General features: G+C 45.5%; 11 protein-coding genes and 1 riboswitch. Of the genes, 3 read left to right on the plus strand and 8 right to left on the minus strand.

The genetic code is table 11. The annotated features are described in order from the left end of the window. The gene (locus AC6CIF_RS22805; RefSeq protein ID WP_498201658.1) at positions 1-702 is read left to right on the plus strand and encodes a response regulator; all 702 of its coding nucleotides are present in this window, start codon (positions 1-3) and stop codon (positions 700-702) included. Positions 703-820: 118 nt separating this feature from the next. Here the strand turns inward: AC6CIF_RS22805 and AC6CIF_RS22810 are convergent, their stop codons facing one another. Next, complete coding sequence (locus tag AC6CIF_RS22810) at positions 821-2,122, minus strand: alpha-glucosidase/alpha-galactosidase (RefSeq protein ID WP_036616368.1); 1,302 nt, start codon at positions 2,120-2,122, stop codon at positions 821-823. A gap of 204 nt (positions 2,123-2,326) precedes the next feature. On the opposite strand from AC6CIF_RS22810, the gene AC6CIF_RS22815 reads away from it, so the two are divergent. After that, positions 2,327-3,154: an AraC family ligand binding domain-containing protein gene (locus AC6CIF_RS22815; RefSeq protein ID WP_498201659.1), complete on the plus strand. Its 828-nt coding sequence runs from the start codon at positions 2,327-2,329 to the stop codon at positions 3,152-3,154. 77 nt (positions 3,155-3,231) lie between these two features. Further along, a riboswitch (cobalamin riboswitch) is annotated at positions 3,232-3,424 on the plus strand. Positions 3,425-4,134: 710 nt separating this feature from the next. Here the strand turns inward: AC6CIF_RS22815 and AC6CIF_RS22820 are convergent. The 7 genes from AC6CIF_RS22820 to AC6CIF_RS22850 all read right to left on the minus strand — a co-directional run bounded on the left by AC6CIF_RS22820 (position 4,135) and on the right by AC6CIF_RS22850 (position 12,669). Next, the gene (locus tag AC6CIF_RS22820) at positions 4,135-7,041 is read right to left on the minus strand and encodes a DUF5704 domain-containing protein (RefSeq protein ID WP_498201660.1); all 2,907 of its coding nucleotides are present in this window, start codon (positions 7,039-7,041) and stop codon (positions 4,135-4,137) included. 485 nt (positions 7,042-7,526) lie between these two features. Beyond that, positions 7,527-8,798 carry an S-layer homology domain-containing protein gene (locus AC6CIF_RS22825; RefSeq protein ID WP_498201661.1) on the minus strand — a complete coding sequence of 424 codons (1,272 nt, stop codon included), beginning with the start codon at positions 8,796-8,798 and terminating at the stop codon, positions 7,527-7,529. A gap of 334 nt (positions 8,799-9,132) precedes the next feature. Next, positions 9,133-9,462 (minus strand): chaperone CsaA, encoded by a 330-nt coding sequence (gene csaA / locus AC6CIF_RS22830; RefSeq protein WP_498201662.1) that lies wholly within the window; start codon positions 9,460-9,462, stop codon positions 9,133-9,135. Positions 9,463-9,574: 112 nt separating this feature from the next. Next, positions 9,575-10,207, minus strand: coding sequence for a uridine kinase (udk, locus tag AC6CIF_RS22835; protein WP_036616377.1), 633 nt, complete (start codon positions 10,205-10,207; stop codon positions 9,575-9,577). A 201-nt stretch (positions 10,208-10,408) separates the two neighbouring features. Then, positions 10,409-10,990, minus strand: coding sequence for a VanZ family protein (locus AC6CIF_RS22840; RefSeq protein ID WP_498201663.1), 582 nt, complete (start codon positions 10,988-10,990; stop codon positions 10,409-10,411). A 34-nt stretch (positions 10,991-11,024) separates the two neighbouring features. Next, entirely contained in the window at positions 11,025-12,149 is a 1,125-nt protein-coding gene (locus AC6CIF_RS22845) for a DUF4179 domain-containing protein (protein WP_498201664.1), read from the minus strand. After that, positions 12,133-12,669 (minus strand): RNA polymerase sigma factor, encoded by a 537-nt coding sequence (locus AC6CIF_RS22850; RefSeq protein ID WP_498201665.1) that lies wholly within the window; start codon positions 12,667-12,669, stop codon positions 12,133-12,135. Before AC6CIF_RS22850 ends, AC6CIF_RS22845 begins: the two co-directional genes overlap by 17 nt. Positions 12,670-12,998: 329 nt before the next feature. Here AC6CIF_RS22850 and AC6CIF_RS22855 point away from each other — a divergent pair, with 329 nt between their 5' ends. Then, entirely contained in the window at positions 12,999-13,844 is an 846-nt protein-coding gene (locus AC6CIF_RS22855) for a PRD domain-containing protein (protein WP_498201666.1), read from the plus strand. Positions 13,845-13,972: the final 128 nt, after the last annotated feature.

The raw sequence follows: 13,972 nt of genomic DNA on the forward strand, positions 1-13,972 counted from the left end.
ATGAACGCACCACTAGGGGCTCGCATACTGGTGATCGATGATGAGCCGCAGATTCGCAAATTGCTCAAGGTCACCCTTCAGGCACACCAATTCGAACTCCACGAGTGTGGGGATGGCGAAGAGGGCGTTATTCAGGCCAGCATTGTACATCCGGATCTGATCATCCTAGATCTCGGTTTGCCGGGCATGTCCGGTATGGAGGTGCTTCGCCGGATTCGTGAATGGTCACAGGTGCCGATTATCGTGCTGACAGCCAAGGATCAGGAGGGGGATAAAATTGCTGCGCTGGATGGTGGTGCAGATGATTATGTGACCAAACCCTTTGGGATGGGTGAGTTGGTCGCCCGTATTCGGGTTGCGCTGCGTCATGTAGCCAAAACGACGGATGAGCCAACACTGCGCTTCGGATCACTGAGGGTTGATCTGGCCCAAAGGCAGGTCGAACTGGAGGGGGCTTTGGTCAAATTAACCCCAACGGAATATGAGATGCTGAAGGTGCTTGCCTCCAATGCAGGGAAAATCATCACTCAGCGCCAGCTTTTGCAGCAAGTATGGGGAGGGCATCATCATGAGTCTGATAGCCATTATCTTCGGGTATATGTGGGACATCTCCGTAAAAAATTAAATGAAGATCCAACGAATCCGCGATATATTCAGACGGAGCCTGGCATTGGTTATCGCTTTTTGCTCCCTGCCGAATAAGGGTTTAAGAGAGCGGGACATTTCGTAACAATGATGTGATGCACCATTCAGCGGGTAAGCGATACGGAAAGAACAAAACACCGTCCCCTTTAGCTGCAAAGGAAACGGTGCTTTTATATTATGACGTGTATTTTGGCAACCAGTCGCCGTGAGCCTCAATCAACTCATCACACATCGCTACGATGTCATCGATAGACAGTTCTGCAGCTGTGTGTGGATCAAGCATGGCGGCGTGATAGATATGTTCTTTTTTTCCAGTGATTGCCGCTTCAATTGTTAGCAGTTGCGTGTTGATGTTTGTCCGGTTCAATGCCGCGAGTTGTGGAGGCAGATCCCCAATGTACGTAGGGCTGATTCCTGATCCATCTACCAGACAAGGGACCTCGACACATGCCTCGCGCGGCAGGTTCGTAATCAGTCCGTTGTTCATGACGTTGCCGCCAATTTTGTACGGGTTATTCGTCTCCATCGCTTCGATAATATGCGATGCGTATTCACGGCTGCGGGTATGTTCAATATTTTCGCTGGCAAACAGCTTGGTACGCATTTCTTTCCAGCCTTCAATCTGGTTCACACAGCGGCGTGGATACTCATCCAGTGGAATGTTGAAGCGTTCAATCAGCTCCGGATAATTCCGCTTGATGAAGTAAGGGTGGTACTCGGCATTGTGTTCGGAGGATTCCGTTACATAATAGCCAAAACGCTGCATCAACTCAAAACGAACCATGTCGTCATGCTGTTCTTTCTGTTTTTCCTTCGCTAAACGTTTAATCTCGGGGTACAGATCCTGCCCGTCTTTTGTAACTTCGAGCAGCCACGCCATGTGATTGATCCCTGCAATCTTAGCCACAACACCTGTCTGATCGATCCCCAGTGCATCAAACAGATGTGGTACACATACCTGCACACTATGACACAAACCTACGGTTTTGATCCCACCATGCACATTCATGACGTTAGTAAGCACAGCCATCGGGTTGGTGTAGTTCAGGAACCATGCATCTGGACATACTTCCTGCATATCCCGGGCGAAATCCAGCATGACCGGAATCGTCCGCAAATTACGGAAAATTCCGCCGATACCGAGTGTATCTGCAATGGTTTGACGCAGTCCGTATTTCTTCGGAATCTCGAAGTCTGTAATGGTACATGGATCATATCCACCGACCTGGATAGCGTTGATGACATATTTGGCCCCGCGCAGCGCTTCTTTGCGGTCATGATATACGTTCACGACGCAACGACTTCCGAGTGAACGAGCCAGACTGGTCAGCAAACGCTCTGAATCGCTCAAACGTTCAGCATCGATATCAAACAATGCTAATTCAAAATCCTGCAGTGCTTCGGTCATCATGACATCACCCAATACATTTTTGACAAAGACGGTGCTTCCCGCACCGAGAAATGTAATTTTGTTCATCTTAAGTTCAGCCTCCCTGAAAAATGTTGTACCCCAACTATAGGCCGATTTGGCACATATAACTATGGTTCAACCCCTCTCAAACATGGTATAATCCCATTTTTGTTTCCGTTTTCAACTAATAATTGTGTACTTTAGCTGTTATAATTTAATTAGACATACAGATGGTGAACCGCGGAAGGAAATAAGGAGGGGGGCGAAAAAGTGAGTCGCATTGAGATGAATGTGGTTCCCGCCGGCTGGACACAGATGGAGCTGATTTTGTTGTTTTTCGGGTGGGAGGCATGTGACCCTGCGCATTATTGGGGACCGGGTGTACGTGATTCTTACATTGTGCACTACATCCATGAAGGACGGGGCACCGTGTACATGGGGGATCAGGAGTACAATCTGACCCAGGGACAGGGTTTTGTCATTCTCCCGGACACACTTATACATTATGAGGCAGATCCGCAGGAGCCCTGGACGTATTCTTGGTTTGGTTTTAAAAGCGTACAAGCCAAAGCATTCATGCAACGTGCCCAATTGAGCCCGGAGCGTCCGATATATGATGCTCAGGATACCAATACGATGGAACAGTTGTATACGGAGTTGGTCCAGGCTTCTACGCGTCCGGGAGGCGATGTGATGAATCAGAGTCTCTTGTACCGCTTGATGGCAGAATTAATCTCTTCTTCACCTGTGGAGGAAGAAATCGGACAGCCCCTTTCGAACAAAGAGACGTACATCCGGCAGGCGGTGCAGTTTATGGAGAACAGGTACAGCCAGCGAACCTCCATTCTGGATATTGCCCAAGCTGTGGGGCTGGATCGCACGTATCTATCAGGATTGTTCAAAGAGCGATATGGCATGTCGCTACAGTCCTTTTTCCTGGAGTACCGTATGAATCGGGCTGCCGAACTTCTTCAGAATCCAGGGCTGTCGGTCAGTGAAGTGGCACATTCGGTTGGCTATACAGACCCATTATTGTTTTCCAAGATGTTCAAGCGAGTGACGGGTGTGTCTCCGAAGGGTTCGAGAATTGGCGGTTAGACGTATCCAGGGTTTCAAATTTAAAAGAAAAGTTTTGATCATTATTCGTCGTCCCGCTAAACTGATACAGAAGTGTAATTGAATATGTGGAACTTGGTGCTTTGCCCGTCAGGGTGGAAGCTTAATAGGGAAGTCCGGTGTGATACCGGCGCGGTCCCGCCACTGTAACAGAGGAGTCAAGTAGCGATAATCCACTGGTTTAAGCCGGGAAGGAGCTGCAAGTGACGATGATTCTGGAGCCAGGAGACCTGCCAGGTTTAACAAACACAGTAGTACCCTACGGGAGATAGGAAGGTGTTTAGAGAGCATGGTTTTTTATGAAATTCTGTTTATTTAAGGCGTCCTCATCCAGTAACACGGAGAGGGACGCTTTTTTTTGATAGAATTTATAAGTTTTCAGCGGAGCTGTGGACGGAGAACATCATGGCACATACATAAAGTTTTGGGGAAGGACGTTTGAGCACTTGAGCAGATATATCGTTAAGCGTTTATTACAACTGGTTGTCGTATTGTTCGGCATCACGTTCCTGCTAACCTACCTGTCTCCTGGAGAAAGTCTGTCAGGATAATACTAATGTGCGGGTTTTCTTTATAGTCTAAGTAAGGTTATAAAATGAGAATGATGCAAGAAGGGTTACCCCAGAAGTCCATAGATGACTTCCAGGATAACCCTTTTGTTGTATAACAGGCATGTTGTGTGTAGCTGGGATGTGACACTGGAATCACTTGTGAAAGCTTTATCGTATGTGGTTCAGTGCACCTATGTCATTCAGTACACCATAGTTTTGCGCAGGCTGTATAGTACTTAGTCTGACACTTCATGGCTATTTTATCATACAATTATTGATTGCTTCATTGGTGATGAACGCTATAAAGACAGTCAGTCTTATTTTGGAGAGGTACTCCGCATATAGACTCTTCTGTCCACATGTAGTTGGCTACATCTGCTTAGCCAGTCGTGCTGACATGAGAGATTCAAACTAGTGTGGTACTTGGGATTGGAAGTCATTCCGGCTGGACTGATCAGCATGATAAAAGACAATGTCGCCATCCTTCAGCGGCCAGGTTCTGCTTTGACTGTCTGTTGGCGTTTTGTTGAAACCTTCCATCTGCCATTGATTCATCAATGGTGCATGAATGTATTGCAGATGGGGCGCCTCTGTATTTCCATTCCGCAGGCTCTCCATGTTGAAGTTGACTACGATATAACCATTTTTTAGGAAAACATTCGATTTCTCATCCAGCTGATTTTGTCGGGCGAGGGGTTCAAGATCCGTACCTTTTGGTACGGCATATACATCGGCCGGCAAGCTGTACTCCCCGTACCAGCGTTGGATTGCTGCATTGGCCCGGTCCACGTTGACCCCGGAAGGAATGCCCGTTTTGGGTCCGATGAGTGTCCGAATTGGAGCAGACAGGATCATCCAGTCATAACGACCTACCCATGTTTTTTGATGAGAAGTCTGATCGACCAGGCGAACCATATGTTCTGCCAACGTACGCTGGTTGCGTTCTTCCGCTGACAGTTCATAAGTATACTGATAACGCGCTGTATCGCCTAACTCTGTGCCGGGTACATTTCGAAGCCGTGAGTTCAGCACAACAAAGCGTTTCTCCAGATCCTGTGCCGATCCGATACGGATTAGGCGTTCCTGGCCTCGATGGTAGTACAGATCCACTTCTTGCCGGGAGGACCCGTCTTTGCTTACAAAAGAAAAAGTTGGTGTTATGCGAATACCATCCTGCTTGCCAAACATATTGCCCTTGGTCTTTAGATCAAACTTGAAATGGTATCCTGTCTTCACAGTTGCGTTAGCGAATCCCTGCACCGGATGGCTTCCTGGTCGGATGGGCAATACAAATGGAGCCAGGTTACCTCGCGGATCACCATCAATGCTATTCCTCCCGGTCCAGTAGCTATAGCCCGTTGGTTCGGGACTACCCAATCGCTTGCGAAATACATTTTCCCAATTGTAATCGGAGATATCAGTGACGTGAAAATCATATAACCTTCCGATAATATCTACCGGCACGGTGTCTGCTGCAACATGATGTGCCAGATTGGTATTGGCATCCTGTTGCTCGGTAAAGTTTGCAGGTGCATTCTCTGCAATATTGCGGAATACAATGTGGTACTTGCCTTCGTCTACCCATACAGGGAGATAGAATGTGGTATCCAGTTGATTGACCGGAATATCGACCCATGTCTTGGCAGGGATAAACTGACTCCGGTCAGCGTTATAGACATCAAACGGGAATTGCACCTGTTTGATTCGAAAATATTTGGCATAGTCCCGATTTCCATAACCGGGATAACTCGCTGCGTCCAAGTGCTGTCCCGATGTGGGAATTCGTACAATGAACGGGCGTTCCAGAATGAGTGCAGCGCTGGTCGGGTCCGGTACGGTTTTCTGATTATGCGGCTGATCATCCGATACCCAGGCGTAGTTGACGACAGGGGTGTGTACCGTGACGGTGTTGATGCCGTTAATCGGTAATATTTTATTGGCGCCGCCATTCACGTTACCCGGTAGCAAATCATAATAGATCTCACCAGAGCTTGTGGTGTTTGCTTTATTCAGCAGGGAATTGCTGATCATATTACCCGGTTTGTACAGCACATCACGCCCAATCGTCGTTGGATTAGGAATGTTGGATGGTGTTGGCCCATCTTTGGTTGCTTCCACATCATTCATAATGGTTGTGTTGTTGAATTTCACCAAATCATTCTTCACTTTACTTTGAGGTGTGTTGGATTCAGCCATTCCTTTTAAACGTGATGTATCATCAGGCACACTGGGAGGTTGGTTCAAACCACCTGTTAATTTGGGTGGAGTATATGAGATTGAAGTGGTTTGCCCTGGTTGTACATGGCTTTCTACGGATTCATCATTTGTAGACTCCAGTGTTGGTGGTGTATATCCTGCAGGACTCATCGTAACGGTCTCTCCAGGCAAAGCATAATTGTTCATGGTTGCTTTAGCGATCTTGTATACTTCCAGATTGTTAATTTTCCAGTAGGAGTAGTCTCTTGTGATCTGGAAGTTGTATGGCTTGGGTACCGTGTCGTTCGCGGGTACAGGTGGCCCTGGTGTACAACCATCATCATCACATTCCTCTGGTCCAGGTACTGTCCACTCTCTGTCGTACGAGATTGTGACATTACAGTTGTATGTAACTTTACCACTCATTTTTGCCCAAGCTTGTTTAAACAGATAATTGTCAGCAAAGGCATTTGTGTAGAGTGACTCGGAAGTAGGGATTCCTCTTAACACATTGAATGTTTCATTATCTCTGTTATCTGACTTGATAACACCGTTGGCATTTGGATCGAGATCATTCATGCTCATGATGGTTGCAGCAGAAGGTGGTCCAATCGTTGGCGTGCAACTTCCACCACCGCCTCCGTTACCGTCGCCCCCGCCCCCGCCCGTACCTGGGTTCTCTTCAACACCAATGTTTGTTGTGGTAGTTAACTGAAATCCATCTTTCTTCCACAGTACGGTGATGGTTGTAGTTCCCCTACTGACAGCTTGAACTACTCCGGAGTTACTAACGGTAGCAACACCAGGATTGGAAGATTCCCATGTAGTTGTACCACCGCTTCCAGTGTTTACATTGGTCTCCGCTCCAAAGTTTCCATCTCCAGTTTTCGTCTTGACCGTTGCAGTCAATTGTTTGGACTGGTTCAAGCTAAGTTGCCCGCCAGCGGTAAGGTTGATCTCTTTTGTTATTTCGGCTACGGCCCTCCAATATATATCCGTATTGAATATGTAGTCGGCAGAAAATTTAGGTGGATTATAGGGTCTGTGGGCTGTTGGTTCAATAGCACCTCCGATTTGCATCGTAAATTTTACTGCATCACCTGTGAAACTATCTACGCTCACCAAAATAGGTTCACCCGAAGTATAGTAATCTTTATTGTCCATATACATTGGTTTTAGTGAAGCAGATTTGAATTCAGAGCTATGATGTGGTTCACCAAGCTTATCTGTATATGCAGTTGGCTTGTAGACTGGTTTGTCTAAAGGAAGATTGATACACACCAAGGATGAATTGGGTTTATTTGTCGTAGAATTATTTGATAATTCTTGTCCATTACATTCTCCGTCTACTTGCCACTTCATATTATCTAGTTGATATATGTAAATGCCGATATTACTTGTACCTTTACCTTCGACAGGACTAACTTTCTTTTGAGATTTTGCTGGGGTGGAAGGCTCCCAACGTGGAGCCTCCAAAGGGGGTTTTACCCCCGGGCCACCTCCAGCAAGAATAGAAGGAATAGGTGATAATATACTTATTATGAGTAAAGAAATGAATGATTTTTTAAGTACGGAATCGAAACGCAATGCGAATCACCCTTTTGAAATTAATTTGATGTGACATTGAAGTCGATTCCCTCTTTGGTAATGAGTTTCACATGAGTGGTTAATTCTTTATCAAAGTGTAACAATCCCATAGACCAGTAAGTAGGATTCTTAACCTGAAATAACCCTTTACTACCAAGGAAATCATTAACATGTGGTACTGAGTATTTAGAGAAAGATTCAGAATTTGGTGATTTTAAAGCATTGATACTTGGAGATTGTAAAAGGCTACCAGCCTGAAGTTGAGTCATGGAATTTTTAATATTTAAATCAAATTCAGCAAAAGAATAATACGATCCACGCAGTAAGGTGTCTTTCTCATCAACAAAAACTGGATAATAGATACTACGTTTCAATCCTGTAACATACGGATTTATGATAATCCAATTTTTTAATTTAACATCTGCATAACTAGTAACTGTAACTAATTCTTTATTTCTGACTTGAGAGAATTGATCAGTGACTTTACTGTAATCATACGAATCAAAGAATTTATTTTTTGGTGTCTTCTGATACTTAGGCGCAATAATACTCAAATTCGTCCCCGTCAAACCCACTGCTCGCAGCTCATTCAGACCCTGGAAATCGGCAGGTTTTGTCTTGGCAACTGCTGCATAACGGGCGATCAATACAGCTACTTCAGCTCGTGTTGTAGTACGATCAACGCCAAATGTTTTATCGTTTGCGACACTCATCAGTCCTGTTCCCAGGGCAACGGCTACTGCATTTTTTTGAGCGCTTGCGAGTTTACCTGTGAAATATTCCTTTGCAGGCACAACGGTGTTGGTTACATCAGAGAGTGCTTGTTTGTACTCAGGATCAACCACGGTTAGCCCTTGAGTCAGCCAAATAGCCATTTCGCCTCGTTGAAGAGCGCCTTGAGCATCCAATTTTCCCTTGTAATTAGAAGGGCTGATAAAACCTTTTGCTATAGCAGTAGAGACACCACTTTTTGCCCACTCGGGTATGTCCGTGAAATTGTTTTGTTCTTGTGTTGATACATTAGGCTGGTCGGATAAACGTCCCAGGATACTTGCCATTTCAGCTTTGGTGACAGGTGAACTTGGTTTAAATGTCCCGTCGGCATACCCCTTGAAATAACCTAGTTCCACGGCCGAATTAATTGCTGAAGATGCCCAGTGTGTAGAAGGGACGTCCTTGAATGTAGTTGTAACTTGTGCGGCTTCTACAGAACTCCCAACGCTTCCAAAACCTACGATACCCCCTGTTAATAAAGCTAATGCCGTTACGCCGGAAATCATCATTTTTCTCATGAATTTTACTCCTCTCAATTGTGAATTTCTCTCCTTGATATGTACTTTTCAGGCTACTAGATACTAAATTTGTAATAATAATCAATATTCTACCATGTATAACTAGGCTGTTGGTATGATTTATCAATATATTTCCTCCTCTCCACCCAACTGTTACTAATGCTCAAGACCTATATTTCCTCTAAAAATACAAAAAAAGGCCACGAATCCGCAGATTCATAGCCTTATGCTTTAAGGTCTCCAACATATGTAGTTCAAATCAATAATCAATAAATCAAGAATACTCGATTTCCAAACATTTGAAAAGCCCATATTCTTCTTCCTCAAAATAAAGTCAGGCTATCGGTGTTCCATTAGGCAATGGGCTATTCGGTGTAAGTAAGACAACATCGCCTTCACCAGGCACGCCGCCAAGCACAAGTACTTCAGAGACAAAACCGGCAATACGCCGAGGTGGAAAATTAACTACTGCAACGACCTGTTTGCCGATGATCATGTCAGGGGTATAGCGCTGGGTGATCTGTGCACTGGAACGTTTAAGACCAAGTGGTCCGAAGTCGATCGTCATTTTAATTGCGGGTATGCGAGCCTTGGGGAAGGGTTCGGCTTCCACCACGGTACCAACCCGGATGTCATGCTGCATGAATTCTTCAAAAGTAGCCATAGGGGTAGATCTCCTTTCAACTATTGGGGACTATTATAAATGAAAAATTAACAAAAAATCCAGATTACGCTGTATCGTAACCTGGATTTCTGTTGTGTTGTTTTACAGCAAATTAAGCGCCGTTCCAATTCTCTCCGGTGAGGTATTTCTCAGTGAGGATGGATAACATCTGAATACCTACTTCATTATGTCCGCCTTCTGGAATAATGATATCGGCATACTTTTTGGATGGCTCGATAAAAGCATCGTGCATTGGTTTTACCGTTTCGAGATATTGTTTGTACACGGATTGGATCGTGCGTCCGCGTTCTTCAATGTCCCGCAGTACTCTACGTAGAATCCGCACATCGGAATCGGTATCAACAAATACTTTGATGTCCATCAGACTGCGAAGATGTTCGTCAATCAGCACATGCAATCCTTCTACAATGACAATATGGTTCGGTGCCAGTTCAACCGTCTCATTGGCAGCACGGTTATCTATGGTGAAGTCATATACGGGAGCATACGCCGCTTGGCCTTTTTTCAACAGGGTGAGATGCTCAATCAACAGATCATTATCGAAGGCAAACGGGTGATCGTAATTGGTGAGTCGGCGTTGCTCAGGTGTGAGCTGCGACTGGTCTTTGTAATAATTGTCTTGGGATATAAACGTAACTTTAGCTGATCCCAGACGGTCTATGACGGAGCGGGCTACCGTCGTTTTACCGGAGCCGGTTCCTCCGGCGATACCAATAATGAGCATGGTTGTTCCATAAGCCTCCCTAAAATGGCAGCATGATGAATGGATAAAAGCGCATCAGAAATCCTTCGTTCATGGCCTTTATCCACATGTCTGTCTCTGAATACACAATTCCTTCATTGTACCATAGCACTCGACTTTTTTCATCTTGGTGTATGGACCATGTTTTGCCTTCAAGGGGCGTTATGCATGCTCATATTCATTTTACTGCATATTTTTGGATGATACTCCCTGTGGTGACTCCCATAGGGCCATTAGTCGCTGGCCGATGGAACTTTTGGTGAACAGATTCAGGATGATAAAACCAAGTACACTTCCTGTTGTATTGGCTATTATATCGTTCAGATCAGTACTACGACCGTTGCCCAAGGTTACTCGGAGCAGTAACTGTGTTACTTCAATGAGGATACTTATAGCCAATCCCGCTAATGCTGCTGTTCGCATCGAATGAATCCAAGGCTTTATGAAAGGAAGCATGAACCCCAGTGGCATAAACAGCACGATGTTTAGGAGAAAGCTTACTGCATCCGCGGTTAGGAGCGGAATCCATTGAATGCTTTGATACCATGGGGTCTGATTGGCATAGATTCCGATGTTCACGTCGATAGGGAAAAATACAAAATGCATAACGCCCAACATATATATGGCAAATGCGAGCATCGACACATACTGTCTGACCGTGTACCTGGTTTTGCTCACCCTGGCATGGAGCATCAGGGCGAGCAGGACCAGAACGAATAACGGACCAAGTACGATGAGAGATGAGATTGAATATTGGATGGACATGGAATGGCTCCTTCGATAAGGCACTGATATTAGGCTATTGAAGTTGAATCTTCATTTCCATTCCCTTGATGAATTGTTTATCTTTAACCTCTTCAGCGAAGTCATCCTTGATCTCAAAAGGTTTCACTATCAGATATTTTATATTCTTGGCAGTTGTGGCATATATGCGTTCCGATTTCAGTTGGTTCCCCTCGTATAGACCTTCGCCGCTGAGAGCGGTTAGCTGCCGCCCCTGATCATCATAGACGGCGAATCCGATGTGACGCAGCTGTTCTTCCTCTTTTGCCGTAAGTGTACTCTTATCGTTCAACCCAATAACGGTAGTTAAGCGGGTGGTGACAGGGGTAACCTCCGCTTCCGTAATAGCGGCTGTATACACATCGTTGGTCATGGCTGTGTTAGGCAGAACCTGATGAACGTTTTCTGTTGATTTGGCAAAAGGAACCGTCAACTCGAACTCATGATCGATGCCCTGCAACGTCAATTGAACCTTCGCCTCGAACTGATCCGGCAATTGTGCCGTTCCCTGATCGGAGGAAATGACCTGCTCAAAGAGCAGTGTATCTGGCTGCGTTTCTCCTACCGAACTATAGAACAGTCCACTATTCGGACGGGTCCCGTCGACTTTGAAAAAGACATTCTCAATTCCGCTGCTCAGTTTCACGATGTCCTTGCCATTGTCATATTCGCCTTGATTCAGATTAGGCGCAGTGAAATGAACCAGAAACGCAGCACGTGTACCATCATATACCGCTTCAAGTACTTCGAGCTTCACATCCTGGTAAGCGACCTTGCTGTTAACAGGGGTAGTTAAGCCTTCGTTGCCCGCCGTTCGCAGACCCATATCGGCTTCTATCGAGCTGAAGAGGCTGCCTACGAGTGGGATATTGCGCAAGGAGGCAGCCATGGCCGGTGATACAAAGCCGGATGCAAATACGGTAACGCCCAACACTCCCGCTGCGATCGTCGCAGCTGCAGCCTTGTGCCATCGCTTGTTCCGGCGACTGGAGCGCAAAGTCTGTTCGGTTTTCAATGTATTTGGTGACGCCGGCAGAGAATCCAGTGTGGCATCAATCCGGTTACGAACGAGTTCAGACATCAGAGGACGCTCCTTCGCTTGGTTCTTTAATTCCTGATCGATATTAAACGGGTTTGACATGTAAGTTTACCTCCCGAAAATTTTTAAATTTCTGATATAACTCCTGCCTTGCCCGAGTAAGTCTCATTTTCACTGCACTTTCGGAAATATTCAGGGCATGGGCGACTTGACGGAGGGACAGGTCTTCAAAATAATGCAAAACGACAACAATTCGTTTCGATTCCTCCAGATGGTCTACCGCTTCTCGCATATCGACCTCATCGTAGGGACTGGAATGCTCCCGCTTTTCTGAAGGTACTTCCGCATAAGCGGTGGAGAGAGCGCGGCGGGACAGCATCGTGTTGCATTCATTGATGAGGATGCGAAACAGCCAGGTTTTGAAATACCGGGGTTCCCGGAGTGTATGCACCGATTTGTATGCGTTCAGGATTGTCTCCTGAATGGCATCGGCCACGTCCTCCTCTTTTCGCAGCATGGATTTTGCCGTATTGTACAAAGAGTTTTCAATGTCTCGAATAAGCCGGATAAAGGCTTCACGATCTCCTTGGATGGCCTGGTTAACGAGATCGGTTGAACCCATGGATAACAGCTCCTTTCGTATTGGAGGGATGAAGCCAGCACTTGGCTGGTTTTTATATGAATTAGACTGGCGGGTAGGGCATATGGTCACATTTTCTTTTTATAGTTTTAAAAAAGGGTGTTGTTATATATGACGTATCGGGTCTCTGCGTTCCCTTCAATGATAAGAGTGGCTGATTTTTCCCTAAGATTGGATGATTGACTTTTTTAAAAACAGCACTATAATAAACTTATATTCATAACACGGACTGTTACTGGGGAAACCAGGCATGACCGAATTCGATTGCTTTACTGTAATCGCTTTCGGTCTTTTTTTATTTTTGTTGGGGGGTGAGAACATTGAAGGTTATCAAGAAAGTAAACAATAACGTAGCCATCGCTATTAATGAACATAACGAAGAGGTTTTTGTCGTAGGCAAGGGTGTAGGATTTCTGAAAACGCCCTATGAGCTGACGGAGACAGACTTGGTGGAGAAAATTTTCGTGGCACCAAAGAACATCCGGATGTATGATCTGCTGAACAGTATTCCGATTGAGGATATTTATCTCGCGGAGGAAGTCATCAAGCTGGGCAGTCAGATCTTGAATAAAACATTTAACCCGAATCTGCTTCTCACCCTGTCCGACCATATCAGTTTTGCATTAACCCGAACCAGAGAAGGTATCCGTATCAAAAACCCGCTGGAATGGGAAGTGCGGACACTCTATCCGGACGAGACCCGGGTGGGGGAGGCTGCGCTGAAGCTGATTCAGGAAAAAACAGATATCGCTCTGCCAACAGCTGAAACAACACTAATTGCATTACATTTTGTCAATGCACAGGTTGGCTCGGGAGAGATGACGGATACAACCAAGGTAACTACAGTTACGGGCGAGATCCTGTCCGTGATCAAATATGCGCTCAAAATTGACTTTCAGGAGGAATCCATCCATTTCATGCGCTTTGCCACACATATCCGGTATTTCATTCTGAGGCAGATGAGCGGTAAATCGCTCAAAGACGAGAATGAATCGCTGTTCCTGATGGTGAAGGAGAAGTTTCCGAAAGAACTCGCTTGTGTGGAGAAGATTGCGGACTTTCTGAAAAATAACTATGGCTGGACCTGTTCGGATGATGAAAAATTATATCTGATACTGCATATCCAACGATTGATTTCAAATGAACCAACGGAATGAACTAGTGAAGGAACTAACCGAATAATCCATATTGGACTGTTACTGATTCGATCAGGCATGACCAAGCGTAGGGAATGACGATTCCCCGGCTTGGTCATTTTTATATATCCAATTTATTCATGTAGAGG

The sequence above is a fragment of the Paenibacillus sp. GQ49 genome, from assembly GCF_059759055.1.